Annotated in this window: 26 protein-coding genes; 19 read left to right on the top strand and 7 right to left on the bottom strand. The window is 68.0% G+C overall.

The features are described 5' to 3' along the window. The first annotated feature begins 33 nt into the window (after positions 1 to 33). The 11 genes from C7H84_RS09065 to pyrF all read left to right on the top strand — a co-directional run bounded on the left by C7H84_RS09065 (position 34) and on the right by pyrF (position 10,844). The gene (locus tag C7H84_RS09065) at positions 34 to 435 is read left to right on the top strand and encodes an EF-hand domain-containing protein (protein WP_121858497.1); all 402 of its coding nucleotides are present in this window, start codon (positions 34 to 36) and stop codon (positions 433 to 435) included. 348 nt (positions 436 to 783) lie between these two features. After that, positions 784 to 1,683 (top strand): IclR family transcriptional regulator, encoded by a 900-nt coding sequence (locus C7H84_RS09055; protein WP_121858496.1) that lies wholly within the window; start codon positions 784 to 786, stop codon positions 1,681 to 1,683. Then, the gene (locus C7H84_RS09050; RefSeq protein WP_121858495.1) at positions 1,680 to 2,705 is read left to right on the top strand and encodes a 2-dehydro-3-deoxygalactonokinase; all 1,026 of its coding nucleotides are present in this window, start codon (positions 1,680 to 1,682) and stop codon (positions 2,703 to 2,705) included. Before C7H84_RS09055 ends, C7H84_RS09050 begins: the two co-directional genes overlap by 4 nt. Positions 2,706 to 2,727: 22 nt before the next feature. Next, a complete protein-coding gene (locus C7H84_RS09045; protein WP_121858494.1) occupies positions 2,728 to 3,405 on the top strand; it encodes a 2-dehydro-3-deoxy-6-phosphogalactonate aldolase in 678 nt (225 codons plus the stop codon). Then, positions 3,405 to 4,184, top strand: coding sequence for an SDR family oxidoreductase (locus C7H84_RS09040; RefSeq protein WP_121858493.1), 780 nt, complete (start codon positions 3,405 to 3,407; stop codon positions 4,182 to 4,184). The genes C7H84_RS09045 and C7H84_RS09040 overlap by 1 nt, the downstream gene beginning before the upstream one ends. Positions 4,185 to 4,295: 111 nt before the next feature. After that, positions 4,296 to 5,291, top strand: a complete 996-nt coding sequence (locus C7H84_RS09035) for an arabinose ABC transporter substrate-binding protein (RefSeq protein ID WP_121858492.1) — start codon at positions 4,296 to 4,298, stop codon at positions 5,289 to 5,291. Between the two features lie 67 nt (positions 5,292 to 5,358). Beyond that, positions 5,359 to 6,870, top strand: coding sequence for an L-arabinose ABC transporter ATP-binding protein AraG (gene araG, locus C7H84_RS09030; RefSeq protein WP_121858491.1), 1,512 nt, complete (start codon positions 5,359 to 5,361; stop codon positions 6,868 to 6,870). Between the two features lie 98 nt (positions 6,871 to 6,968). Continuing rightward, the gene (gene araH / locus C7H84_RS09025) at positions 6,969 to 7,985 is read left to right on the top strand and encodes an L-arabinose ABC transporter permease AraH (protein ID WP_121858490.1); all 1,017 of its coding nucleotides are present in this window, start codon (positions 6,969 to 6,971) and stop codon (positions 7,983 to 7,985) included. 22 nt (positions 7,986 to 8,007) lie between these two features. Then, on the top strand, positions 8,008 to 8,826 hold the full coding sequence (locus C7H84_RS09020) for an SDR family oxidoreductase (RefSeq protein ID WP_121858489.1): 819 nt from the start codon (positions 8,008 to 8,010) through the stop codon (positions 8,824 to 8,826). Positions 8,827 to 8,900: 74 nt separating this feature from the next. Further along, a complete protein-coding gene (locus C7H84_RS09015; RefSeq protein ID WP_121858488.1) occupies positions 8,901 to 9,962 on the top strand; it encodes an aldose 1-epimerase in 1,062 nt (353 codons plus the stop codon). A gap of 39 nt (positions 9,963 to 10,001) precedes the next feature. Beyond that, a complete protein-coding gene (gene pyrF, locus C7H84_RS09010; protein WP_121858487.1) occupies positions 10,002 to 10,844 on the top strand; it encodes an orotidine-5'-phosphate decarboxylase in 843 nt (280 codons plus the stop codon). 200 nt (positions 10,845 to 11,044) lie between these two features. Here pyrF and C7H84_RS09005 read toward each other — a convergent pair whose 3' ends face one another. From C7H84_RS09005 to thiL, 3 genes are read right to left on the bottom strand one after another with little or no spacing between them, the layout of a single operon-like run. Next, positions 11,045 to 11,545: a CinA family protein gene (locus tag C7H84_RS09005; protein ID WP_121858486.1), complete on the bottom strand. Its 501-nt coding sequence runs from the start codon at positions 11,543 to 11,545 to the stop codon at positions 11,045 to 11,047. A gap of 32 nt (positions 11,546 to 11,577) precedes the next feature. Then, entirely contained in the window at positions 11,578 to 12,123 is a 546-nt protein-coding gene (locus C7H84_RS09000) for a phosphatidylglycerophosphatase A (protein WP_121858485.1), read from the bottom strand. Continuing rightward, positions 12,113 to 13,147, bottom strand: a complete 1,035-nt coding sequence (gene thiL, locus C7H84_RS08995) for a thiamine-phosphate kinase (RefSeq protein WP_121858484.1) — start codon at positions 13,145 to 13,147, stop codon at positions 12,113 to 12,115. Before thiL ends, C7H84_RS09000 begins: the two co-directional genes overlap by 11 nt. A 100-nt stretch (positions 13,148 to 13,247) precedes the next feature. Between thiL and C7H84_RS08990 the strand changes: the two genes are divergently transcribed. From C7H84_RS08990 to C7H84_RS08975, 4 genes are all read left to right on the top strand, one after another. After that, a complete protein-coding gene (locus C7H84_RS08990; RefSeq protein WP_276208395.1) occupies positions 13,248 to 15,590 on the top strand; it encodes an NADP-dependent malic enzyme in 2,343 nt (780 codons plus the stop codon). 386 nt (positions 15,591 to 15,976) lie between these two features. Continuing rightward, positions 15,977 to 16,408, top strand: coding sequence for a ribonuclease (locus C7H84_RS08985; protein WP_059451950.1), 432 nt, complete (start codon positions 15,977 to 15,979; stop codon positions 16,406 to 16,408). Positions 16,409 to 16,424: 16 nt separating this feature from the next. Beyond that, positions 16,425 to 16,988 carry a barstar family protein gene (locus C7H84_RS08980; protein WP_121858482.1) on the top strand — a complete coding sequence of 188 codons (564 nt, stop codon included), beginning with the start codon at positions 16,425 to 16,427 and terminating at the stop codon, positions 16,986 to 16,988. Positions 16,989 to 17,305: 317 nt separating this feature from the next. Next, positions 17,306 to 17,719, top strand: a complete 414-nt coding sequence (locus C7H84_RS08975) for a hypothetical protein (RefSeq protein WP_162999242.1) — start codon at positions 17,306 to 17,308, stop codon at positions 17,717 to 17,719. A gap of 56 nt (positions 17,720 to 17,775) precedes the next feature. On the opposite strand, the gene C7H84_RS08970 is transcribed toward C7H84_RS08975, so the two are convergent. The 3 genes from C7H84_RS08970 to speE all read right to left on the bottom strand — a co-directional run bounded on the left by C7H84_RS08970 (position 17,776) and on the right by speE (position 20,062). Further along, positions 17,776 to 18,543, bottom strand: a complete 768-nt coding sequence (locus C7H84_RS08970) for a 16S rRNA (uracil(1498)-N(3))-methyltransferase (protein ID WP_121858480.1) — start codon at positions 18,541 to 18,543, stop codon at positions 17,776 to 17,778. Between the two features lie 17 nt (positions 18,544 to 18,560). After that, positions 18,561 to 18,977: a VOC family protein gene (locus C7H84_RS08965; RefSeq protein ID WP_121858479.1), complete on the bottom strand. Its 417-nt coding sequence runs from the start codon at positions 18,975 to 18,977 to the stop codon at positions 18,561 to 18,563. 227 nt (positions 18,978 to 19,204) lie between these two features. Continuing rightward, positions 19,205 to 20,062 (bottom strand): polyamine aminopropyltransferase, encoded by an 858-nt coding sequence (speE, locus tag C7H84_RS08960; RefSeq protein WP_121858478.1) that lies wholly within the window; start codon positions 20,060 to 20,062, stop codon positions 19,205 to 19,207. 218 nt (positions 20,063 to 20,280) lie between these two features. On the opposite strand from speE, the gene tkt reads away from it, so the two are divergent. Next, entirely contained in the window at positions 20,281 to 22,353 is a 2,073-nt protein-coding gene (tkt, locus tag C7H84_RS08955; RefSeq protein WP_121858477.1) for a transketolase, read from the top strand. A gap of 87 nt (positions 22,354 to 22,440) precedes the next feature. Then, positions 22,441 to 23,451 carry a type I glyceraldehyde-3-phosphate dehydrogenase gene (gene gap / locus C7H84_RS08950; RefSeq protein WP_014898111.1) on the top strand — a complete coding sequence of 337 codons (1,011 nt, stop codon included), beginning with the start codon at positions 22,441 to 22,443 and terminating at the stop codon, positions 23,449 to 23,451. 77 nt (positions 23,452 to 23,528) lie between these two features. Here the strand turns inward: gap and C7H84_RS08945 are convergent, their stop codons facing one another. Continuing rightward, positions 23,529 to 24,419 (bottom strand): LysR substrate-binding domain-containing protein, encoded by an 891-nt coding sequence (locus C7H84_RS08945; RefSeq protein ID WP_121858476.1) that lies wholly within the window; start codon positions 24,417 to 24,419, stop codon positions 23,529 to 23,531. A 158-nt stretch (positions 24,420 to 24,577) separates the two neighbouring features. On the opposite strand from C7H84_RS08945, the gene C7H84_RS08940 reads away from it, so the two are divergent. Both C7H84_RS08940 and C7H84_RS08935 read left to right on the top strand, forming a co-directional pair. Continuing rightward, complete coding sequence (locus C7H84_RS08940) at positions 24,578 to 25,351, top strand: SDR family NAD(P)-dependent oxidoreductase (RefSeq protein ID WP_121858475.1); 774 nt, start codon at positions 24,578 to 24,580, stop codon at positions 25,349 to 25,351. 15 nt (positions 25,352 to 25,366) lie between these two features. Then, positions 25,367 to 26,425 (top strand): L-idonate 5-dehydrogenase, encoded by a 1,059-nt coding sequence (locus C7H84_RS08935; protein ID WP_121858474.1) that lies wholly within the window; start codon positions 25,367 to 25,369, stop codon positions 26,423 to 26,425. The last annotated feature ends 88 nt before the right edge of the window (positions 26,426 to 26,513 follow it).

The following is a 26,513-nucleotide window of genomic DNA, read 5'->3' as shown; positions in this document are numbered from 1 at the left end:
CGTCGACGACCTCATTCCAGACTGGAGCCTGACATGAAGAAACGTTTCATCGTCGTTGCCGCCGCGCTTGCATGTGCCGGCGTTACATCCACATCGGTGTCCGCGTTCGCGCAGGCGAGCGACGCCGCCACGCCGCCGCGCGCGCGCCAGGCGCAGCTCGGCGATCCGTACGTGCCGCCGGCCGCGCGCAAGCCGACCGCCGGCACGCAGACGACCGGCGCGGCGCTGCACGCGCAGGTGGTGCGCAAGCTCGCGCAGCAGTTCGGCGCGGCCGATACGCAGAACACCGGTTCGATTACCGAGGCGCAGGCGCGCGCGGCCGGCCTCGGCTATGTCGCGAACCACTTCCGGCAGATCGATGCGAGCGGCAGCGGCCGCGTGTCGTTCTCCGACGTGCAGCGCTACATGCAGGCGCGCAGCACGAACCAGCAGTAGGCGCGGCCTGCGTGGATAACGGGGGCGGGACCTGCGGTACGCGGGGTTCCGCCCCCGTGCGCATCGCATGGCCGTTTCGATGACGCATGCCGCTGCCTCCGGCCACTTTTCTCATTATCTGGACAACGCACTCAAATATTGGAGACGGGTGCGTGCGCTCCTACAATCCGAAGCACATCGACAGCTTCGGACCCACGCACCGCGCGGCGCCCGAACACACGGAGACACCTTCCATGAAGTTCGCCGGGCGCTTTCCTCGGTGCATCGACCGCCGCGTTGCCGCGACGCCCGACCTGGTTCCGGCGTCGCGACAGCGGCTTGCCCGATTCCGTTGAAGAAGCCTGTTCCATGATCAAGATGCCCGACACCCTTGCTCTCGACGCCCGGCGCGCGACGCCGGACGATGCGCCGCTGACCGACAGCATCGGCGCGACCAGCACGCCGCTCGACCTCGCCGCGCAGCAGGCCGGCACGCAGACGCTGTTGCGCGGCCTCGCGATCCTCGAAGCGATCGCGAACGGCGCGCGCGACATGCGTGCGATCGGCGCCGCGCTCGGCACGACGCGCAGCACGACGCACCGTCTCGTCAGCAGCCTCGTGCAGGCGCGCTACCTGCGCCAGGTGCAGGGCGGCTACCTGCTCGGTCCGAAGCTGATCGAGCTCGGCACGATCGCACTCGAACAGATGCCGCTCACGGCGGTCGCGCGGCCGCACCTCGAGGCGCTCGCGGAAGCGACGCTCGACACGATTCACCTCGGCGTGCGCGACGGCGACGACGTGCTGTACATCGACAAGATTCCCGGCACGCGCGGCCTCGAGATGCGCTCGCGCGTCGGCCACCGGATGCCGCTCGCGTCGACCGGCATCGGCAAGGCGATGATGCTGGACCTCGATCCGGACCTGTGGCGCTCGCTGTTCGAAGCCGCGCGGCGCGCGCTGGCCGGCGTCAACTTCAAGCCGGACAACCGGCCGGAGACGAGCGCGTTCCTGCAGCGCATGGCGCATTACGCGGCCGGCGGCTACACGTTCGACCTCGAGGAGAACGAAGCATCGATCCGCTGCGTGGCCGCGCCGATCCGCGATGCGTCGGGCGCGATCGTCGCGGCCGTGTCGGTCGCGAGCACGATTCCGTACATGCCGCACGACCGGATGGACGAACTGATTCTGCTCGTGCAGCGCGAAGCGCGAGCCATTTCCGCGGAACTGGGCTGGAGCCCGCCGCAGGGTACCCGCAGGATCAAACGATGACCAAATCGACCCGGACCGCTCCGGACGCCAACTCCGCCAATCCGTCGCTGATCGCGCTCGACTGGGGCACGACGTCGCTGCGCGCGTATCTGTTCGACGCGCACGGCGCGCTCATCGACACGCGCAGCCGCGCGGCGGGCGTGATGCACGTGCCGGCCGGCGGCGCGCGCGCGTTCGACGTCGTGTTCGAGGAAGCGTGCGGCGACTGGCTCGACCGCACGCCCGGCGTGCCGGTGCTGGCCGCCGGGATGGTCGGCAGCGCGCAGGGCTGGCGCGAGGCGCCGTACGTCGCGGTGCCGGCCGGTGCGGACGCACTTGTCGCGGGCCTCGTCACGGTGACGACGGCGCGCGGCACGACCGTGTCGATCGTGCCGGGCGTGATCGCGACGGGCGAATTGCCCGACGTGATGCGCGGCGAAGAAACGCAGATATTCGGCGCGCTCGCGAACGAGCCCGCCCTTGATGCCGATCGTTCAGGGGTACTGATCGGACTGCCGGGCACGCATGCGAAGTGGGCGTGGGTGAAGGACGGGCTCATCGAGCGCTTCCAGACCTACATGACGGGCGAGCTGTTCGCTGCATTGCGCGATCACACGATTCTCGGCCGCACGATGCGCGCGAGCGCATCACCCGACCGCGACGCATTCGCGCGCGGCGTCGCGGTGGCGCGCGGCGCGCAGCGCGCCGGGCTGCTCGCGACGATCTTCAGTACGCGCACGCTCGGCCTGACCGACCGGCTCGCGCCCGATGCGCAGGCCGACTACCTGTCCGGCCTGCTGATCGGCCATGAGCTGAACGCGCTCGACGCGATGCTCGCGGAGCGCGGCGTCGCGCTCGCGAACCAGCCGCTGCTGCTGATCGGCGACGACGGATTGTGCGCACGCTATGTCGACGCGCTGAACGTGTTCGGCTGCACGCATGCACGCGTCGTCGCGCAGGCGACCGAACGCGGCCTGTGGTGGATCGCCTCGCGCGCCGGACTCGTGCGCGCGGATGGCGAAACCGTGTGCGCCGACCACTGAACCGATTGAAGAGGAAACGCCGATGTCGTCCGACCTTACGCTGCCCGCGCCGTACACGCCGAACGCCGCGCTGATGCGCGCCTTCGACGCGTGCCCGCTGATCGCGATCATGCGCGGGATCACGCCCGCCGAAGCGGCCGACCACGGCCTTGCGCTCCATGAAGCCGGCTTCCGGATCGTCGAGGTGCCGCTCAATTCGCCTGCTCCATTCGACAGCATCGCGGCGCTGCGCCGCGCATTGCCCGACGACATGATCGTCGGCGCGGGCACCGTGCTGCGCGCCGAATTCGTCGATCGCGTGCAGGACGCCGGCGGCACGCTGATCGTGATGCCGCACAGCGACGCGGCGGTGATCCGCCGTGCGCGCGAGCGCGGGCTCGCGAGCGCACCTGGTGTGGCGACGCCCACCGAGGCGTTCGCCGCGCTCGCGAACGGCGCCGACGTGCTGAAGATGTTTCCGTCCGAGCAGCTCGGCGTGACGGTCGTGAAGGCGTGGCGCGCGGTGATCGACCGCGCGGTGCCGCTGATTCCGGTCGGCGGCATTTCGCCGGACAACATGCAGCCGTTCCTCGACGCCGGCGCGAACGGCTTCGGGCTCGGCTCGGCGCTGTACCGGCCCGGCCAGTCGGCCGACGCGACCGCGGCGAACGCGCGCGCGTTCCAGGCCGGCCTGCGCGCGGCGCGCGGCGGAGCCGCATGATGGGGCGCCTCGCGGGCAAGGTCACGATGGTGACGGGCGCGGGCCGCGGGATCGGCGCCGCGATCGCGCAGGCATTCGCGCGCGAAGGCGCGGCCGTCGCGCTCGTCGACCTCGACTTCCCGCTCGCGCAGCGCACGGCGGCTGCGATCGCCGACGACATCCACGGCGCGCGCGTGTTGCCGCTGCATGCGGACGTCGCGCGGCAGGACTCGGTGCGCGACGCGCTCGCGCAGACCGAAGCCGCGTTCGGCCCGCTCGACGTGCTGGTGAACAACGCCGGCATCAACGTGTTCGCCGATCCGCTGACGATGACGGACGACGACTGGCGCCGCTGCTTCGCGGTCGACCTCGACGGCGTGTGGCACGGCTGTCGCGCGGCACTGGAGGGAATGGTCGAGCGCGGTCGCGGCAGCATCGTGAACATCGCGTCGACGCATGCGTTCCGGATCATCCCGGGCTGCTTTCCGTACCCGGTCGCGAAACACGGCGTGCTGGGCCTCACGCGTGCGCTCGGCATCGAATATGCATCGCGCAACGTGCGTGTGAACGCGATCGCGCCGGGTTACATCGAGACGCAGCTCACGCGCGACTGGTGGGATGCGCAGCCCGATCCGGCCGCGGCGCGGGCCGAGACGCTCGCGCTGCAGCCGATGAAGCGCATCGGCAAGCCGGAGGAAGTCGCGATGACGGCCGTGTTTCTCGCGTCCGACGAGGCGCCGTTCATCAATGCCGCGTGCATCACCGTCGACGGCGGGCGCGCGGCGCTGTACCACGACTGACACGATTGACGTAACGATTCGAAAGACCGCACGTGCGACGGCCGCGCGCACGCTGCGTCGAAACCAACAAGCGGCTGCATCCTGTTCGATGAAGACAAGGAGACACTGGAGATGAAACGCAGAACGTTCGTAACGCTGGCCGCCGCGGCCGCGGTGGTGATGGGGAGCCCGGTTGCGCACGCGGCCGACCCGGTCAAGATCGGCTTCCTCGTGAAGCAGCCGGAAGAACCGTGGTTCCAGGACGAATGGAAGTTCGCCGAAACGGCCGCGAAGGAAAAGGGCTTCACGCTCGTGAAGATCGGCGCGCCGTCGGGCGAGAAGGTGATGAGCGCGATCGACAACCTGTCCGCGCAGAAGGCGCAGGGCTTCATCATCTGCACGCCCGACGTGAAGCTCGGGCCGGGTATCGTCGCGAAGGCGAAGTCGCACAACCTGAAGATGATGACGGTCGACGACCGCCTCGTCGACGGTGCCGGCAAGCCGATCGAGTCGGTGCCGCACATGGGGATCTCCGCATACAACATCGGCAAGCAGGTCGGTGACGGCATCGCGGCCGAGATCAAGAAGCGCGGCTGGAACATGAAGGACGTCGGCGCGATCGACATCACGTACGAACAGCTGCCGACCGCGCACGACCGCACGAGCGGCGCGACCGACGCGCTGGTCGCGGCCGGCTTCCCGAAGGCGAACGTGATCGCGGCGCCGCAGGCGAAGACCGACACCGAGAACGCATTCAACGCGGCGAACATCGCGCTCACCAAGAACCCGCAGTTCAAGCACTGGGTCGCGTACGGCCTGAACGACGAGGCCGTGCTCGGCGCGGTGCGCGCGGCCGAAGGGCGCGGCTTCAAGGCGGACAACATGATCGGCATCGGCATCGGGGGTTCCGATTCCGCGCTGAACGAGTTCAAGAAGCCGCAGCCGACGGGCTTCTACGGCACCGTGATCATCAGCCCGAAGCGCCACGGCGAGGAAACCTCGGACCTGATGTACGCGTGGATCACGCAAGGCAAGGCACCGCCGGCGCTGACGCTGACGACCGGCATGCTCGCGACGCGCGACAACGTGTCGAAGGTGCGCGAGGAGATGGGGCTCGCGTCGAAGTAAGCGGCTCGCCGGCTGCCGCGGCGATGCGGCGGCCGGCGCTCGATGGATCTGCAAGTGGGGAGACGACGTGTCAGCGGCACTGCGTTTTGACAATATCGGCAAGGTATTTCCCGGCGTGCGCGCACTCGACGGCATCTCGTTCGACGTGCATGCGGGCGAGGTGCATGGCCTGATGGGCGAGAACGGCGCGGGCAAGTCGACGCTGCTGAAGATTCTCGGCGGCGAATACCAGCCCGATGCGGGCAGCGTGCTGGTGGACGGCCAGCCCGTGCATTTTTCCAGCGCGGCTGCGTCGATCGCGGCCGGCATTGCGGTGATTCACCAGGAACTGCAGTACGTGCCCGACCTGACGGTCGCGGAGAACCTGCTGCTCGGCCGCCTGCCGAATGCGCTCGGCTGGGTGAGGAAGGGCGAGGCGAAGCGCCACGTGCGCGAGCGGCTCGCAGCGATGGGCGTCGATCTCGATCCGGACGCGAAGCTCGGCCGGCTGTCGATCGCGCAGCGGCAGATGGTCGAGATCTGCAAGGCGCTGATGCGCAACGCGCGCGTGATCGCGCTCGACGAGCCGACGAGCTCGCTGTCGCATCGCGAGACCGAGGTGCTGTTCAAGCTCGTCGACGACCTGCGTGCGCAGGGCCGCGCGCTGATCTACATCTCGCACCGGATGGACGAGATCTATCGGCTCTGCGATGCATGCACGATCTTTCGCGACGGGCGCAAGATCGCGTCGCACGAATCGCTGGCCGACGTGCCGCGCGAGCGGCTGGTGGCCGAGATGGTCGGGCGCGAGATTTCGGACATCTACCACTACGCGCCGCGCGCGGTCGGCGACGTGCGGTTCTCGGCCGAAGGCGTCGACGGCCCGGCGCTGCGTGAACCGGCGAGCTTCTCGGTGCGCGCGGGCGAGATCGTCGGCTTCTTCGGGCTGGTCGGCGCGGGCCGCAGCGAACTGATGCGGCTCGTGTACGGCGCGGATCGGCGGCGCGCGGGCACGCTGACGCTCGACGGCAAGCGCATCGACGTGAAGCGCACGGGCGACGCGATCCGCCACGGCATCGTGCTGTGTCCGGAGGACCGCAAGGAGGAAGGGATCATCGCGATGGCGTCGGTCGCGGAGAACATCAACATCAGCTGCCGCCGGCATTCGCTGCGCGCGGGGCTCTTCATCGACCGCAAGGTCGAAACCGAGACGGCCGACCGCTTCATCCAGCGGCTGAAGATCAAGACGCCGAACCGGCGCCAGAAGATCCGCTTCCTGTCGGGCGGCAACCAGCAGAAGGCGATCCTGTCGCGCTGGCTCGCGGAGCCCGACCTGAAGGTCGTGATCCTCGACGAGCCGACGCGCGGGATCGACGTCGGCGCGAAGCACGAGATCTACGACGTGATCTACCGGCTCGCGGAGCGCGGCTGCGCGATCGTGATGGTGTCGTCGGAACTGCCGGAAGTGCTCGGCGTGTCCGATCGCATCGTCGTGATGCGCGAAGGGCGGATCGCGGGCGAGCTGCCGCGCGAGCGGGCGAACGAGCATGCGGTGCTGAGCCTCGCGCTGCCGCAGACGAGCGTCGTCGAGGCGGCTTGAAGCAGCTTGAAGCGGCCGGAAACGGCAGAAAACGGCCAGGAATTCGAATCGATCACGCGCGGCGCGGGCCGCGCGATGCAGGAGCAGGAGACACAATCATGCAAGTCAGGGAAAACCTCGCCAGCACAGCCGTGAAGCCGTCGGCCGACACGCTGGTTCCGCAGCAGAGCGACCGCCAGAAGTGGTGGCAGCACCTCACCGAATACAGCCTGATCGCGATCTTCGCGGTGATGTTCATCACGATGTCGCTGACGGTCGATCACTTCTTCTCGATCGACAACATGCTCGGCCTCGCGCTGTCGATCTCGCAGATCGGGATGGTCGCGTGCACGATGATGTTCTGTCTGGCATCGCGCGACTTCGACCTGTCGATCGGCTCGACCGTCGCGTTCTCCGGCGTGCTGTGCGCGATGGTGCTGAACGCGACCGACAACACGTTCGTCGCGATCATCGCGGCGGTCGCGGCCGGTGCGGCGATCGGCTTCGTGAACGGCGCGGTGATCGCGTACCTGCGCATCAACGCGCTGATCACGACGCTCGCGACGATGGAAATCGTGCGCGGGCTCGGCTTCATCGTGTCGAAGGGGCAGGCGGTCGGCGTATCGTCGGATACGTTCATCGCGCTCGGCGGATTGTCGCTCTTCGGCGTATCGCTGCCGATCTGGGTCACGCTGCTGTGCTTCGTCGTGTTCGGCGTGCTGCTGAACCAGACCGTCTATGGCCGCAACACGCTCGCGATCGGCGGCAATCCCGAGGCGTCACGCCTCGCGGGGATCAACGTCGAACGCACGCGCGTGTACATCTTCCTGATCCAGGGCGCGGTAACCGCGCTCGCCGGCGTGATCCTCGCGTCGCGCATCACGTCGGGCCAGCCGAACGCCGCGCAGGGGTTCGAGCTGAACGTGATCTCCGCCTGCGTGCTCGGCGGCGTGTCGCTGATGGGCGGCCGCGCGACGATCTCGGGCGTCGTGATCGGCGTGCTGATCATGGGCACCGTCGAGAACGTGATGAACCTGATGAACATCGACGCGTTCTACCAGTACCTGGTGCGCGGCGCGATCCTGCTCGCGGCCGTGCTGCTCGACCAGCTGAAGAACCGCGGCGTACGCGACTGACGATTCCCCGGAGACGATTCGCATGACCAACGAAACATCCGTGCAGCGCACGCACGCCCCGGCCAGCGATGCGCGCTATGCGCGCTACCCGAGCCTCGAGGATCGCGCGGTGCTGATCACGGGCGGCGCGACCGGCATCGGCGCGGCGTTCGTCGAGCACTTCGCGCGGCAGGGCGCGCGCGTCGCGTTCGTCGATCTCGACGCGCACGCGGGCCAGGCGCTCGCGCAAGCGCTCGAGCAGGCACCGGACGTCCGCCATGCGCCGCTGTTCCTGCCGTGCGACCTGACCGACGTCGACGCGCTGCGCCGCACGATCGATGCGATCCGCGCGCGGATCGGCGCGATCGCGGTGCTCGTGAACAACGCGGCGAACGACACGCGCCACGCGATCGCCGACGTGACGCCCGCATCGTTCGACGCGGGAATCGCGGTGAACCTGCGCCACCAGTTCTTCGCCGCGCAGGCCGTGATCGACGACATGAAGCAGCGCGGCGGCGGCGCGATCATCAACCTCGGCTCGATCAGCTGGATGCTGAAGAACGGCGGCTATCCCGTGTACGTGATCGCGAAGGCGGCCGTGCAGGGGCTCACGCGCGGGCTCGCGCGCGATCTCGGGCCGTTCGGGATCCGCGTGAATTCGCTGGTGCCCGGCTGGGTGATGACCGACAAGCAGCGCAGGCTGTGGCTCGACGACGCCGGTCGCGCGTCGATCAAGGCCGGCCAGTGCATCGACGCCGAGTTGCTTCCGGACGATCTCGCGCGGATGGCGCTGTTCCTCGCGGCCGACGACAGCCGGATGATCACCGCGCAGGAGGTGGTGGTCGACGGCGGCTGGGCCTGATTGCCGGAGTTCGTGCGCGCGCGGCCGCGCGCCATGACCCGTAACGTTTCATCGACGAAGGAAAGGAGTTCACCATGACCGCCACGTCCTCGCGCGCATCGTCGTCCACGAGCCAGTCGCGCCGCGCGCGCCTGGCTGCCGCCGCGCAGCCGGTCAGCGCCGGCCCGCAGACCGCCGCGTTCGCGCAGGGCGTCGGCGCCGCGCATGCGGCGGCCGTCACGCTGTCGAACGCGTCGCTGCGGCTCGACGTGCTGCCGCACCTGGGCGGCGGCATCGCGCGCTTCGACTGGCGCGGCGATCATGGCGCGCTGGTGCCGGTGTTCCGCCGCTGCGAGCATCCGGAAACGGCGACGGACCCGAACCAGCTCGCGTGCTATCCGCTGCTGCCGTACTCGAACCGGATCGGCAACGGCCGCTTCGAATGCGACGGGCGCAGCGTCGCGGTGCCGCGCAATCGCCGCGACGAGCCGCTGCCGATCCATGGCGACGGCTGGCTCGCGCCGTGGCAGGTGGACGACGCGACCGACACGACGCTGCAACTGTCGCTCGATCGCGCGAGCGGCGCACCGTATGCGTTTCGCGCGATCCAGTCGTTCGCGCTCGACGACACGACGCTGTCGATCGCGCTGACGATCGAAAACGCGGGGCGCGCACGGCTGCCGTTCGGGCTCGGCCTGCATCCGTTCCTGGTGCGCGACGATGCGACCGAGCTGGCCGCGGCGGCCGGCGGGTTGTGGCTGTCGGGCGCCGATTTCCTGCCGGTGCGGCACGTGAGCGTGCCGCCGGCGTGGCAGTTCGGCGTCGCGTATCCGCTGCCGGCGACGCTCGTCAATCATGCGTTCACCGGCTGGGGCGGCCACGCGGCGGTGAGCTGGCCGCGCCGCGCGCTGTCGCTGACGGTGGCGGCGGACGCCGATGCGTACGTGCTCTATACGCCGCCCGGCGAGCATTTTTTCTGCTTCGAGCCGGTCGATCATCCGATCAATGCGGTGAACCTGCCGGGCGGCGCGGCCGCGCACGGGATGACGCTGCTCGCGCCCGGCGAGCGGCTCACGCGGCGTTTCGCGTTCACCGTCGAGCGCACCGATGCACGCATCGATGCGACCGCGCGCGAGGGACGCCGGCGACGCGGGTAAAATACGCGGTCTACCAACGGTTTGCCGCGAGTATCCGCCATGTCTTCCCCGCTTACTTTCATCGAATCGCTGCGCGCCGCGTGGCAGCGCACGAATTCGCTGCTGTGCGTCGGCCTCGATCCCGAGCCGTCGCGCTTTCCCGTGCAGTTCAACGGCCAGCCCGACGCGATCTTCGAATTCTGCCGGCAGATCGTCGACGCGACCGCCGAGTATGCGAGCGCGTTCAAGCCGCAGATCGCGTACTTCGCCGCGCATCGCGCCGAAGATCAGCTCGAGCGCCTGATCGCGCACATCCACCTCCAGCATCCGGGCCTGCCCGTGATCCTCGATGCGAAGCGCGGCGACATCGGCAGCACGGCCGAACAGTACGCGCGCGAAGCATTCGAGCGCTATCGCGCGGACGCGGTCACCGTGAACCCGTACATGGGCTACGACTCGGTCGAGCCGTACTTCGAGCATGATGGCAAGGGCGTGATCGTGCTGTGCCGCACGTCGAACCCGGGCGGGTCCGATCTGCAGTTCCTCGAGACGAATGGGGCCGGCCATCCGGGCCGACCGCTGTACCAGGTCGTCGCCGATCTCGCGGCGAACAAGTGGAACGCGAAGAACGGCCAGCTCGGCCTCGTGGTCGGCGCGACGTTTCCGAAGGAAATCGAGGTCGTGCGCGGGATCGTCGGCGACATGCCGCTCCTGATCCCCGGCATCGGCGCGCAGGGCGGCGACGTGCAGGCGACCGTCAACGCCGGCCGCACCGAGGACGGCACCGGCATGATGATCAACTCGTCGCGCGCGATCCTGTACGCGAGCAACGGTGAGGATTTCGCGGAAGCCGCGGCGCTCGCCGCGCAGAAGACGCGCGACACGATCAACGCGCATCGCTGATCGAAGCGCACTGCCTCACATCGCATCACGCCGCCCAGCCGGGCGGTTGGCGCCGGCCCCGCGCAGCAGAAGCCGCTCGGCCTGCCGGTCACGGCAGACAAGAACTGGATCGTCGTGAAGCCCGACGCGATCCAGTAAGCGGGGCGGGGCGGGGCGCTGGTGACGCCGGCCGCGACCTACTCGGCCAATGCCGCGTTGAATCAGCGCTCGCGTTCGTCGAGCAGCTTCAGCAGCCCGCGCAGCGCGTGCGCGGCGGCTTGCGTGCGGATCTGCTCGCGGTCGCCCTTGAACACCAGCGTCTCGACATCGGTGTGCAGCCGGTTGCTCCACGCGAACGACACGGTGCCGACCGGCTTCTTCTCGCTGCCGCCCGCCGGGCCGGCGATGCCGGTGACGGACAGCGCGACCTGCGCGCGGCTGTTGCGCAGCGCACCTTCGGCCATCGCACGCGCGACCGGCTCGCTCACGGCGCCGTGCTTGTCGATCAATTCGGGCGGCACGCCGATCATCTCGCTCTTCGCCTGGTTCGAATAGGTGACGAAGCCGCGCTCGAACCACTGGCTGCTGCCGGAGATGTCGGTGATCGCGGCGGCGATCATGCCGCCCGTGCAGGATTCGGCGGTGGCGAGCGACAGGTGCTCGTCACGCAGCTTGTTGCCTGCGCGGATCGCAAGCTGATGGACGACGGAATCGGTTGGCATGCGCGTCGGGAAAACGGGAGTCGGAAAATCGGTCAGCCGACGACGGAGCGCCACAGCGCGATCACGAGCAGCGTCATGAACGCGGCGATCAGGTCGTCGACCATGATGCCGAGCCCGCCTTTCACGCGACGGTCGAAATAGCGGATCGGCGGCGGCTTGAGCATGTCGAAGCAGCGGAACACGACGAACGCCCACAGCTGGCCGATGAAGGTCGCCGGCGTGACGAACAGCATCACGAGCCAGATCGCGACGATTTCGTCCCAGACGACGGCGCCCGGATCGGCTGTGCCCATCCTGCGTGCGGTGAAGCCGGTGAGCCACGTGCCGGCGACGAACCCGACCGCGGTCAGCGCCCACCATTCGGGCACCGTCAGGTAGCGGTTGAGCACGACGAACGACAGCCAGCCGAACAGCGAGCCGAAGGTGCCGGGCATGAACGGCGCGAGCCCGCTGCCGAAGCCGAGCGACACGATGTGCGCCGGGTGCGACAGCATGAAGCGCGCGGTGGCGCGCTGCGGCGCGTTGCGGGCGGCGCCCGGCGCGGCCGCGGGTTGCGCGGTCGTCGGATCAGTCTGCATGGAAGTGGTCGAAACCGTGCAACGTGAGAGTCAGGGGCGCGCCGGCTGCGTCGTGCCACGCGATCGCGGGCTGCTCCGACGGCGAGGACAACGCGTGTATTGTACCGATTCGCGTGACCCGCACGCCGGCGCTTGCGCCCGCCGCGTCGATCGCCGCGCGCGCCGCGACCGGCGCGGTGAAGCACAGTTCGTAGTCGTCGCCGCCGGCCAGCGTGCAGCGCCGCTGCACGTCGGGCGGCAGTGTCGCGAGCGCGGCCGAGCGCGGCACCGCGTCGGCGTCGATTTCAGCGCTCACGTTCGAGCGCGTCAGGATATGCCGCAGGTCGCCGGCCAGGCCGTCCGAAATGTCGAGCGCCGCGTGCGCGACGCCGGCGAGCGCGAGTCCGAGCGCGATGCGCGGTTCGGGACGCTCGAGTGCCTGCCGGAACGCGACCGCTTCGGCCGCGCCGGCGGTCCATTCGCCGCGCGCGAGCCCGAGCCCCGCGCGGGCGTCGCCGAGCGTGCCGGACACCCACACGTCGTCGCCGTCGCGCGCGGCATCGCGCCGCAGCGCCGCATCCGGCGCGACTTCGCCGAACACGGTCACGCACAGGTTCAGCGGCCCGCTCGTCGTGTCGCCGCCGATCAGCTCGCAGCCGAAGCGCTCGGCGAGTGCGAACAGCCCGTTGCTGAATGCCTCCAGCCACGCGGCATCGGCGCGCGGCAGCGCGCACGCGAGCGTGAACGCGCGCGGTTCGGCGCCCATCGCCGCGAGATCCGACAGGTTGACCGCAAGCGTCTTGTGGCCGAGCGCATCGGGCGCGACATCGGGGAAGAAATGGCGGCCTTCGACGAGCATGTCCGTCGAAATGGCCAGCAATTTGCCGGATCGAGGCGCGATCAGTGCGCAATCGTCGCCGATGCCGAGCGTCGACGCGCGCGCTCCCCGGGCCGCGCGGCGCGCGAAGAAGCGATCGATCAGCGAGAACTCGGACAAGGCGGCTGGCACGGCGGACGGACCCGGAAGCGGTGAAAGGAACGGCATTGTACGCAGCGAAAGGCGCCGTTTCCGCACCGTTCGCCCCATTTTTGTCGCGGCTGTTGCACCTGAATCGCCGGTCTGGCGGCCTTCGATTGGCGCTACAATGCCGTCGAACAGTTATTCTAATCCGCCCGTCAAGAGACACATGTCGACCCAAGCCTCCTCCAAAGCCAAGCTCCGCGAAGCCGCTCTCGACTATCACGAATTCCCGACGCCCGGGAAGATCGCGATCGCTCCGACCAAGCAGATGATCAACCAGCGCGACCTCGCGCTCGCGTATTCGCCGGGTGTCGCGTATGCGTGCGAGGAGATCGTCGAGAACCCGCTGAATGCCGCGCGCTTCACCGCGCGCAGCAACCTGGTCGGCGTCGTCACGAACGGCACGGCGGTGCTCGGGCTCGGCAACATCGGCCCGCTCGCGTCGAAGCCGGTGATGGAAGGCAAGGCGGTGCTGTTCAAGAAGTTCGCCGGCATCGACGTGTTCGACATCGAGCTGAACGAGTCGGACCCGCACAAGCTGGTCGACGTGATCGCCGCGCTGGAGCCCACCTTCGGCGGGATCAACCTGGAAGACATCAAGGCGCCGGACTGCTTCATCGTCGAGCGCGAAGCGCGCAAGCGGATGAAGATCCCGGTGTTCCACGACGACCAGCACGGCACCGCGATCGTCGTGGCCGCGGCCGTCACGAACGGCCTGAAGGTCGTGAACAAGGACATCAAGAAGGTCAAGCTGGTCGCATCGGGCGCCGGCGCTGCCGCGCTCGCGTGTCTGGACCTGCTGGTCGACATCGGCCTGCCGATCGAGAACATCATCGTGACCGACCTGGCCGGCGTGGTCTACAAGGGCCGCACCGAGCTGATGGATCCGGACAAGGAGCGTTTCGCGCGCGAAACCGAAGCCCGCACGCTCGCCGAGGTGATCGACGGCGCGGACATCTTCCTCGGCCTGTCGGCCGCCGGCGTGCTGAAGCAGGAGATGGTGAAGGGCATGGCCGAGCGCCCGCTGATCCTCGCGCTCGCGAACCCGACGCCGGAAATCCTGCCGGAACTCGCGCTCGAAGTGCGCCCGGACGCGATTCTTGCGACCGGCCGCACCGACTACCCGAACCAGGTCAACAACGTCCTGTGTTTCCCGTTCATCTTCCGCGGCGCGCTCGACGTCGGCGCGACGACGATCACGCGTGAAATGGAGATCGCGGTCGTCAACGCGATCGCCGAACTCGCGCAGCACGAGCAGAGCGACATCGTCGCGACCGCATACGGGATTCAGGATCTGTCGTTCGGGCCCGAATACCTGATTCCGAAGCCGTTCGACCCGCGCCTGATCGTCAAGATCGCGCCGGCCGTCGCGCAGGCCGCGATGGACGGCGGCGTCGCGACGCGGCCGATCGAGGACATGGACGCGTACAAGCAGCACCTGCAGCAGTTCGTGTATCACAGCGGCACGACGATGAAGCCGATCTTCCAGATCGCGCGCGCCGCGCCGGCAGAGAAGAAGCGCGTGGTGTTCGCGGAAGGCGAGGAAGAGCGCGTGTTGCGCGCGGTCCAGATCATCGTCGACGAAAAGCTCGCGAAGCCGATCCTGATCGGCCGCCCGTCGGTGATCGAGCACCGTATCCAGCGCTACGGCCTGCGCCTCACGCCCGGCATCGATTTCACGGTGGTCAACACCGAGCACGACGAGCGCTATCGCGACTTCTGGCAGACGTACCACAAGATAATGGCGCGCAAGGGCATCAGCGAGCAGCTCGCGCGCGTGGAAATGCGCCGCCGCACGACGCTGATCGGCTCGATGCTGGTGAAGAAGGGCGAAGCGGACGGGATGATCTGCGGCACGATCAGCACCACGCACCGCCACCTGCACTTCATCGATCAGGTGATCGGCAAGCGCCCGGGCTGCAGCGTGTATGCCGCGATGAACGGCCTCGTGCTGCCGGGTCGCCAGATCTTCCTGGTCGACACGCACGTGAACGTCGATCCGACCCCGGAGCAGCTCGCCGAGATCACGATCATGGCCGCGGAAGAAGTGCGCCGCTTCGGCATCGAGCCGAAGGTCGCGCTGCTGTCGCACTCGAACTTCGGCACGAGCAACGCACCTTCGGCGCAGAAGATGCGCGATACGCTCGCGATCCTGCGGGAAACCGCGCCGGAGCTGAAGGTGGACGGCGAAATGCACGGCGACGTCGCGCTCGATGCGGCGCTGCGCAAGGAAATCCTGCCGGAATCGACGCTGGAAGGCGACGCGAACCTGCTGATCCTGCCGAACATCGACGCCGCGAACATCGCGTACAACCTGCTGAAGACGGCCGCCGGCAACAACATCGCGATCGGGCCGATCCTGCTCGGCGCGGCCGAGCCGGTGCACGTGCTGACCGAATCGGCGACCGTTCGCCGCATCGTCAACATGGCGGCGCTGCTGGTCGCCGACGTGAACGCCGCGCGCTAAGCCACATAAGCCAAAAACGAACGCCGCGCCGGTCGATCCGGGGCGGCGCGTCGGGCGAAATTGTAAACAAAAGCAAAAAGAGGCGTGCCCGCAATGGGCACGCCGTCGGGTAGGGCGCAACCGCGCTTCCCATAAGCAACAGCAGCATCTCCCCACTCCGGGTAGCGAGCGTGGCAAGGAGGCAGGGTCTTGCCATGACGGAGATGCCACGCGCATTTTATCCTATGTAAGATAAATGTAGTCTTATTTCGGTAAAAAATGCGCGATTCTGCGCGGCGCGCGGCTTTCGGTTCCCAAACGAACATTGATTCGCGCGGACAATAGCGCTACGCTAACGCCTTTGGTTGGTCGTCAACTACTTGATTTAACAGCGGGAACCCTGGTTCATGGCACGCAAGTGGCTCCGCAACGGCGCGCTCGCGTCCGTCTTCGCGATGTTCGCGATGGGTATCGTCGGCACGCCGACGGGTAGTCTGGTTTCCGCCGCTTACGCACGGCAGGCCGTTTCGGCCGACATGGCCGTCGGCGGGGTCGATACGATCCCGACCGCCCGTCTGCCGCGCGAGGCCGTGACCACGCTTGGCCTGATCGGCGCCGGTGGCCCCTATCCGTACGAGAAGGACGGCGTCGTGTTCGGCAACCGCGAGCGGATCCTGCCGAAGGCGAAGCGCGGCTACTACCACGAGTACACGGTGCCGACACCGCGCGCGCGCAATCGCGGCGCGCGCCGCATCGTCTGTGGCGGGCCGTTGCGCCGGATCGACAACTGTTATTACACGGACGACCACTACAACAGTTTTAAACGTATTGTTGAATGACTTCGGGACGAATGGCATGAGCGACTCCATCTACGCGCACGATACGGCGGCGGCGGATCTGTTCGCGGCCGGCGACGGTAATCTGTTTCAGCGTGTGATTCAGCTGCACGCGGCGGCGCAGGCCGGCGGCACGCCGGAGCAACAGGAAGCCGAAGCCGGGCTTTCATCGAACGAGGAGCCTATGAGCCTTTTCACGACCGTGCGACCCAACCTCGTGCAGTCGATCCGCGCGTTCCGCGTGCAGGATCTCGCCGACGAAGCCGGTCGGCTCGGCCAGCACTTCCTGTACGCGTATTGCGGCGCCGCGCAGTCGAAGCAGGAAGTGATGGAGACGATCGCGACGTCGTTCCTGTTTCCGAAGCATTTCGGGAAGAACTACGACGCGTTGTACGACTGCCTGACCGACCTCGTCGCGAAGGCCGGCGCGCAGCCGGGTTTCGTGATCGTCCTCGAAGGGCTGCCGATCGCGCAGAAGTTCGACAAGGAAGGGCGCGAGACGCTGCTCGACGTGTTCCGCGAAGCCGCCGAGTTCTGGGCCGAGCGCAAGGTCGCGTTCCGCGTGTTCTATTCGTTCGCGTAAAGCGCGCATATCGGCGGCCCGGTACGCAGCGTCATCGCAGCTTCCGGTCGCGCACGCCGCCGGCACCGGAATCAGGTCCGCAACTTCTTCAAAACCCGCCTTTGTGCGGGTTTTTTTGCGCTTGGCGACAAAGTCTGCAGGCACGCCGGGCACCCGCGGACCGTGCTTCACATCAGCGCAGCCATGCCAACGATAAGCACATCAAGGCAATAGGACAACGCAGATTTTGCCGGTCTGTCGCTTGCGTTTGACGAGGCGCCGAAATTCGCTCGAGCGGCGAAATACAATTTTCGCTGTTCACTCGTCCGATTAAAGTCATGAAACGAATTACAGGAATTCTTACGATTGCGATGGCTCTGACGCCGGCAACAGTGTTCGCGGAAGCGGCGCGCATTTGCTGGATTACCCAAGTCAGTCGTGTTGACGAAGGGGTAAAAGTCGATTTTCAGGGTGATTTGCACATCATTTCCCCGCGTCGACCCGACACGTTCGAGCTAGGCTCGGCCGTGTCCGGCACATCCCGACAGGGGCACTTGTCAGCCGGTCCCAAGCGAGAGCGCTCGCTCGTGATAGCAATGGGCGACACGGCGGTCGCCATGTACCTTCCGGAAGATTATTGCGAGTACAAGGCGGACGTACACGATGGACGGGTGGGCATCACGGCACGCTCGATAATGCGCTTGCACGGTTTGCCTCCAAACACGACAACGCAATTTATCGCCGCGGAATGAACACGAGGCGATCCACGCGTTGGGTAGAGCCGGATAGAATCGCTTCCGGCTGCCCATCACCACCCGCCCCAGCGTGCCGCGAGCGCCGCGAGCACGGCCGCGCCGGCCGTCTCGGTGCGCAGCACGCGCGGCCCGAGCGACAACGCGGTGAACCCGTGGGCGCGGGCCGCGTTCTCTTCGTCCGGCGACAGCCCCCCTTCCGGCCCGATCAGCAGCGTGACGGTTGCCGCGGGCGGTGCGTCGGGCAGCGACGCAAACGGGATGCTCGCGCGCGGCGACAGCAGCAGCCGCAGCTCGCCGTCGGCCGGTGCGGCAGGCAGCGTATCGAGCCACGCGCCGAAGCCGCGTACCGCCGCGACGTCGGGCACGCGGTTGCGGCCGCATTGTTCGCACGATGCGCGCACGACGCCGCGCCAGTGCGCGACGCGCTTGTCCGCGCGCTCGCCGGACAGTTTCACGACGCCGCGCGCGGTCGACAGCGGCACGACCGCCGCGACGCCGAGCTCGACGGCCTTCTCGATCACCCAGTCCATCTTGTCGCCGCCGGCGATCCCTTGCGCGAGCGTCACGCGATAGGGCGGCTCGGCTTCGGCCGGGTCGAACGCGTCGATCCGTGCGAGCGCGCTGCGCTTGTCGATCTCGACGATGCGCGCGCGGTACTGGCCGCCGCTGCCGTCGAACAGCGCGAGCGCATCGCCGGGCTGCAGCCGCAGCACCTGCGCATGGCGTGCGACGTCGGCCGGCAACGCGAGCGTCGCATCGGCGCGCAGCGCCGCTTCGACGAAAAAGCGCGGCACGGCCGCGGTGGTGGTGGCTTCACTCATGCTTGGTCCGGCTCCGTTCATGCGCGCAGGCGGCGCCCGAGCGCCCAGCGATAGCCGTCGAGATCCTCGATCTGCGCGAAGCGGTCGCCCCAGAACTGGTCCTGCGGCGCGGTCAGCGATTTCGCGCCCGCGTCGAGCGCGCGCTGCCAGGTGGCGTCGACGTCGTCGACATACAGATAGAACGACTGCGGCGCGGTTGCGTGCGCACTCTTCGGCGTAAGCGCGATCGAGCCGAACGCGCCTTCAGGCGCGAACATCACGATCAGCTGCCCGCGGTAGGTCATCTCGACGTGCATGATCGCGCCGTCCTCGTCGAGGACGTCGCGCAGCTCGAAGCCGAATGCGGCCTGGAAGAACTCGATGGCCGACTGCGCATTGCGCACGGCCAGATAAGGCGTCAACCAAGGCACGTTGGCCGGACGTGGATCGGTCATGAAAATCTCCTGTCGAACGGTGTTGGCGCTTCAGCAGCGACTCCGGTCCTGTGCCGTGCGGTCCAACGGAAAACGGCGCCCCGGGCGCCCGTCCGCGGCACGCAATGCATCTCGGCCAACGTGGCGGGCGGCCCCTGTCGTGCCGGGCCTGCTTGTCGCGGGTAGTTCGCGGGTCGTTCGCGGGAGAATCGCGACGAGCCCGCACAACGATGCGCTTGCCTGGAAGCTCAGCGGCGGACGCCCAGTGTATCGCGCAGCGCGCGCGGCAGGGCAAAGAGGGCCGCATGAAGTCGCGCATCGTAGTAGCGCAATCCCTGCACGCGGCGCGCGGCGAGCCGTTCGTCGACGTCGTGCGCGAACAGCGCGGCCGCATCGAGCGTGTCGCTCGCGATCGCCATCAGCCATTGCGAACCGTACAGCGGCACGTGCGCGGACAGCGGATCGACGAACGCGAAGCTCGCGCGCAGGTCGTCGAGCAGCGCGGCGATGCGCGCCGCGTGGAACACCGGCGAGCCGAGGTGCATCGAGACCGCGCCGCGCGGCGTCAGGATCCGCTTGAGCCGTGCGTAGAACTCGCGCGTGTAGAGGCCGGCGGCCGGCGAGTCGGGCGGCGTGAGGTCGAACACGACGAGATCGAAATGCTCGACGGTCGACGCGACGAAATGCGCGGCATCGCCGATCACGACCTCGACACGTGGGTCGTCGAGCGCGCCCTGGTGCACGTCGTCGAGATAGCGGCGCGCCATGCCGACCACTTCGTCGTCGAGCTCGGCGACGACGATCCGCTCGATGCACGCGTGCTTGAGCAGCTGGCGCGCGGCGCCGCCGTCGCCGCCGCCGAGCACGAGCGCCTTCCTCGGGCACGGATGCGCGAGCGCGGCCGGGTGCGTCATGCACTCGTGATACACGTATTCGTCGCCGACCGACGTCATCGGCCGCCCGTCCAGCGTGAACAGGCGGCCGAGCTGCGGGGTCTCCCAGACTTCGATCTGCTGGTGCGGCGACGCGACGTGCGCGAGCCGGCGGGCGTTCGGGAAGCCGTAAGCGACGTCGGGCGTGGGATGAAAGAGAAGGGTCGTGCTCAAGGGCGGGGGCCGCTCGGGGCGGGGAGTTCCGACGCCTGAATTATAGGAGGCGCGCGGTTGGATGGAAAACCGTGCCGGAACACTACGCGCCGACAAGGGAAATGTCAGCCCATCTGTTAAAATGACGAGCTTTGCAGCCCAGTCCGTAGGCTCCGTCCGCTTCGCGTCCGTCAGGCGCCGCACCGCGCGCCCGGAACGATTGACGCTCGAGCTTCCGGATGCCGCCGTGCCCCCGTTTCCTCGACTCGTTCTCCGGACTCGACATGACGACTTCGTCTCCCGCCTCCACCACTCTGATGGCCAACGCGATCCGTGCGCTCGCGATGGACGCCGTCCAGCAAGCGAACTCCGGCCACCCCGGCATGCCGATGGGCATGGCCGAAATCGGCGTCGCGCTCTGGTCGCGCCACCTGAAACACAACCCGACGAACCCGCACTGGGCGGACCGTGACCGCTTCGTGCTGTCGAACGGCCATGGCTCGATGCTGCTGTACTCGCTGCTGCACCTGACCGGCTACGACCTGCCGATGGAAGAGCTGAAGAACTTCCGCCAGCTGCACTCGAAGACGCCGGGCCACCCGGAATACGGCATCACGCCGGGCGTCGAGACGACCACCGGCCCGCTCGGCCAGGGTCTCGCGAACGCGGTCGGCATGGCGCTCGGCGAAGCGCTGATGGCGGACGAATTCAACCGTGACGGCGCGAAGATCGTCGATCACCACACGTATGTGTTCCTCGGCGACGGCTGCCTGATGGAAGGCATCTCGCACGAAGCCTGCTCGCTCGCGGGCACGCTGAAGCTGAACAAGCTGATCGCGCTGTACGACGACAACGGCATCTCGATCGACGGCGACGTCGTCAACTGGTTCCACGACGACACGCCGAAGCGCTTCGAAGCGTACGGCTGGAACGTGATCCCGAACGTGAACGGCCATGACGTCGACGCGGTCGACGCGGCCATCGCGAAGGCGAAGCTGTCGGACAAGCCGACGATCATCTGCTGCAAGACGGTGATCGGCCAGGGCGCGGCGACCAAGGCCGGCGGCCACGACGTGCACGGCGCGGCGCTCGGCGCGGAAGAAATCGCGAAGACGCGCGCGGCACTCGGCTGGACCTGGGAGCCGTTCGTGATTCCGCAGGAAGTCTACGCGGCATGGGACGCGAAGGAAGCCGGCAAGCGCGCCGAGTCCGAGTGGGACGCGACGTTCGCCGCCTATCGCGCGAAATTCCCGGCTGAAGCCGCCGAATTCGAGCGCCGGATGGCCAACAAGCTGCCGGCCGACTGGGCCGAAAAGGCTGCGGCGATCATCGCCGGCGCGAACGAGCGCGCCGAGACGGTCGCGACCCGCAAGGCGTCGCAGCAGGCGATCGAGGGGCTGGCTGCCGCACTGCCGGAACTGCTCGGCGGCTCGGCCGACCTGACCGGCTCGAACCTGACCAACTGGAAGGCGTCGAAGGCGGTGCGCGCGAATCCGGAAGGCGCGGGCGTGCTGCTCGGCAACCACATCAACTACGGCGTGCGCGAATTCGGCATGAGCGCCGCGATCAACGGCCTCGCGCTGCACGGCGGCCACAAGCCGTTCGGCGGCACGTTCCTGACGTTCTCCGACTACAGCCGCAACGCGCTGCGCGTCGCGTCGCTGATGAAGGTCCCGTCGATCTTCGTGTTCACGCACGACTCGATCGGCCTCGGCGAAGACGGCCCGACGCACCAGTCGGTCGAGCACGTGTCGAGCCTGCGCCTGATCCCGAACCACGACGTGTGGCGTCCGGCCGACACGGTCGAGACGGCCGTCGCCTGGACCCACGCGGTCGCTGCCGACCGTCCGTCGAGCCTGATCTTCAGCCGCCAGAACCTCGCATTCAACCCGCGTACCGATGCGCAGATCGCGAACATCGAGAAGGGCGGCTACGTGCTGAAGGACTGGGACGAAGAGATCGTCGCGCGCAAGATCATCCTGATCGCGACGGGCTCGGAAGTCGAACTCGCGATGAAGGCCGTCGAGCCGCTCGCGCAGCAGGGCATCGCGGCGCGCGTCGTGTCGATGCCGTCGACCAACGTGTTCGACCGCCAGGACGCCGAATACCGTGAACGCGTGCTGCCGCACGGCGTGCGCCGCGTCGCGATCGAAGCGGGCGTGACCTCGTTCTGGCACAAGTACGTCGGCCTCGAAGGCGGCGTCGTCGGGATCGACACGTTCGGCGAATCGGCTCCGGCCGGCGTGCTGTTCAAGTACTTCGGCTTCACCGTCGAGCACGTCGTCGAGACCGCGAAGGCCGTGCTGGCCTAAATGCATTCGCGACGCGCGCCGCCCCTCGCGCGCGTCGCACCGTGAAGCTGCACGAAACGAATTTTTTCAGCCATCAGGAGATAGACCATGACGATTCGCGTCGCAATCAACGGCTACGGCCGTATCGGCCGCAACACGCTGCGCGCGTTTTATGAAAACGGCAAGAAGCACGATCTCGAGATCGTCGCGATCAACGATCTGGGCGATGCGAAGACCAACGCGCACCTGACCCAGTACGACACCGCGCACGGCAAGTTCCCGGGGGAAGTGTCGGTCGACGGCGACTACCTCGTCGTGAACGGCGACAAGATCCGCGTGCTGGCGAACCGCAACCCGGCAGAACTGCCGTGGGGCGAGCTCGGCGTCGACGTCGTGATGGAATGCACGGGCTTCTTCACGACGAAGGAAAAGGCGAGCGCGCACCTGAAGGGCGGCGCGAAGAAGGTGATCATCTCGGCACCGGGCGGCAAGGATGTCGACGCGACGATCGTCTACGGCGTGAACCACAACGTGCTGAAGGCCGAGCACACCGTCATCTCGAACGCATCGTGCACGACGAACTGCCTCGCGCCGCTCGTCAAGCCGCTGAACGACAAGATCGGCCTCGAAACCGGCCTGATGACGACGATCCACGCGTACACGAACGACCAGGTGCTGACGGACGTCTATCACGAAGACCTGCGTCGCGCGCGTTCGGCGACCCACAGCCAGATCCCGACCAAGACGGGCGCTGCATCGGCCGTCGGCCTCGTGCTGCCGGAACTGAACGGCAAGCTCGACGGCTACGCGATCCGCGTCCCGACGATCAACGTGTCGGTCGTCGACCTGTCGTTCATCGCGAAGCGCGACACGACGGTCGAGGAAGTCAACGCGATCATGAAGGAAGCATCGGAAGGCGCGCTGAAGGGCATCCTCGGCTACAACGACGCACCGCTGGTGTCGATCGACTTCAACCACAACCCGGCTTCGTCGACGTTCGACGCAACGCTGACCAAGGTGTCGGGCCGCCTCGTCAAGGTGTCGAGCTGGTACGACAACGAGTGGGGTTTCTCGAACCGCATGCTGGATACGGCAGTCGCATTCGCGAACGCGAAGTAATCCCGCACGTCGCACGGCTGCCGCGAGGCGGCCGGTGTGGCGAACGAGCCCGGCCTGGAGTTTTCCGGCCGGGCTTTTTATTTTCCGGCGCTTGCCGTCACGTGTTCGAGCGCGTCGACGAACGCGCGCTTCAGCGGGCTGTCGAGGTCGGTCCACGCGAGGCCGATGCCGGTGCGATGGCCGGCCAGGTCGAGCGGTCGCGCGAGCACGTTCGGCGGCAGCGCGCTCGCGGCTTCCGCCGGGATCAGCCCGATTCCCATCCCGGCCGCGACGAGCGCGAGCATCGTCGTGAATTCACCGAATTCCTGTGCGATCTCGAGCGTCGTGCCCGCGCGGCTCAGCGCGAGCAGCATGTCGTCGTGAAAGCCGGGCGCGTAGCGGCGCGCGAGCACGAACGCGGGGTGGCCGCGCAACGCGGCCGGCGAAATCGTGTCGCATGCGGCGAGCGGATGGTCACGCGGCAGCGCGACGACGAAACCCTCCTCCAGCACCACGCGCGTGTCGATGCCCGCATAGGCGGCCGGCAGCCGGATCATCCCGAAATCGATGCGCCGCTCGCGCAGCGCGGCGATCTGGTCGGGCGTCGGCAAATCCTTCAGTTCGACCGTGATCAGCGGATAGCGCTCGCGCATCGTGCGCAGCACGGCCGGCAGCAGCGCCGGCAGCACCGACGACACGAACGCGATGCGCAGCGTGCCGATCTCGCCGCGGCTCGACAGCCGCGCCAACTGCTCCGCGCGCGCGGCCTGCTGCAGCGTCGCGCGCGCCTCGGGCAGGAACACGCGCCCCGTATCGCTGAGTTCGACCTTGTGGCGGTCGCGCTCGAACAGCCGCGCGCCGAGATCGTCCTCGAGCGCCTTGATCTGCATGCTCAGCGCCGATTGCACGATGAACAGGCGCTGCGCGGCGCGCCCGAAATGCAGCTCTTCCGCGAGCGTGACGAAGGCGCGCAATTGCTTGAGTTCCATGAGGGGGCGGGCGTTAGCGAACGGTGATCGGATTTGATGATAACCGGATCAAAAAAGACCATTGGCGCGACCGCAGCCGAGCGCCGAAGATGGCGTCAGTGCGAGATCGGCCGCGACCGGCGGCCGGCTCGATGACTCGACGGCACGAGGAGACATGCATGAGCAACGCGCTTGACCGGTTCCGCCTGGACGGCCGCCGCGCACTGATCACCGGTTCCGGACGCGGGATCGGGCTGACGCTCGCCCGCGGGCTGGCGGAAGCCGGCGCGGCGATCGTGATCAACGATCGGAATGAAGAGAAGGCCGCGACGCTCGCGCGCCATTTCCGCGACGAAGGGTTCGCGGCCGACCATGCGGTGTTCGACGTCGCCGAGCACGCGCAGGTGCGCACGGCGATCGACGCGTTCGAGGCGCGCGTCGGCGCGATCGACATCCTCGTGAACAACGCGGGCATCCAGCGCCGCGCGCCGCTCGATGCGTTCGACCCGGACGACTGGCACGCGCTGATGCGCGTGAATCTCGACGGGGTGTTCAACGTCGCGCAGGCGGTGGCGCGCCACATGATCGCGCGCGGCCGCGGCAAGATCATCAACATCTGCTCGGTGCAGAGCGAGCTCGCGCGGCCGACCATCGCGCCGTATGCGGCGACGAAGGGCGCGGTGCGGATGCTGACGAAAGGGATGTGCGCGGACTGGGCGCGCCACGGCATCCAGGCGAACGGCCTCGCGCCCGGCTATTTCGAGACCGAACTGAATCGCGCGCTGGTCGACGACGCGGCGTTCTCCGACTGGCTGTGCAAGCGCACGCCGGCCGGTCGCTGGGGGCAGGTCGACGAGCTGTGCGGCGCGGCGATCTTCCTCGCGTCGGCCGCGTCCGATTTCGTCAACGGCCAGACGCTGTTCGTCGACGGCGGCCTGACGAGCGCCGTCTAGGCAAGGAGAAACGTCATGCGTATGCGTTGCATGTGTGTCGTGATCCACGGGCCCAACGATCTGCGGCTCGAAGAGCAGGACGCGGGCGAGATCGGCCCGGGCCAGGTGCGTGTCGATGTCGCGATGGGCGGCATCGGCGGCTCCGATCTCCATTACTTCCGGCACGGCGGCTTCGGCGCGATCCGGCTGCAGCAGCCGATGGTGCTCGGCCATGAAGTGGCCGGCACGGTGGCGGCGGTCGCGCCGGACGTGACGTCGGTGCAGGTCGGCGATCGCGTCGCGGTGAATCCGAGCCGCCCGTGCGGCGCGTGCCGCTACTGCCTCGAAGGGCTGCCGAACCAGTGTCTCGACATGCGCTTCTACGGCAGCGCGATGCGCATGCCGCACGTGCAGGGCGCGTTTCGCAACGCGCTCGTGTGCGATGCCACGCAGTGCGTGAAGGTGGCCGATCACGTGCCGCTGTCGCTCGCGGCGCTCGCCGAGCCGTTCGCGGTCGGCCTGCATGCGGTGTCGCGCGCGGGCCCGCTGATCGGTCGGCGCGTGCTCGTGTCGGGCTGCGGGCCGATCGGCGTGCTGGCGGTTGCGGCCGCGCGCGTGCATGGCGCGGCGGAGATCGTCGCGACCGACGTCGTCGATGCGCCGCTCGAGGTCGCTCGTGCGCTCGGCGCGGATCACACGATCAACGCGGCGGCCGACACCGGGTGGGTCGCGCGCTACGGCGCCGACAAGGGCACGTTCGACGTGGTGATCGAGTGTTCGGGCAATGCGCGCGCGTTGCGCGACGGGCTCGACGTGATGCGGCCGCGCGGCGTCGTCGTGCAGCTCGGCCTGGGCGGCGACGTGAGCCTGCCGCAGAACGTCGTGGTCGCGAAGGAGCTGTCGATCTGCGGCTCGTTCCGCTTCCATGCGGAATTCGCGCTCGCGGTGCAGCTGATCAACGCGGGGCGCGTCGACCTGCGGCCGGCCGTGACGCGCGTATTCCCGATGCGCGACGCGAACCATGCGTTCGAACTGGCCGGCGACCGGCAGCGCGCGATGAAGGTGCTGATCGATTTCGCGGACGAACGCGCGTGATCGGGCGTCGCCGATTGCGCGACGCCGCCGAGGCAAAAAAGGCACGCCCGTGGTTCAGTTCACGGCGTGCCTTTTTCAATGGCCGGCG

It is taken from the genome of Burkholderia sp. Nafp2/4-1b, assembly GCF_003635165.1.
GTDB lineage: Bacteria > Pseudomonadota > Gammaproteobacteria > Burkholderiales > Burkholderiaceae > Burkholderia.
This window is presented reverse-complemented; position numbering and strand designations above follow the sequence as displayed.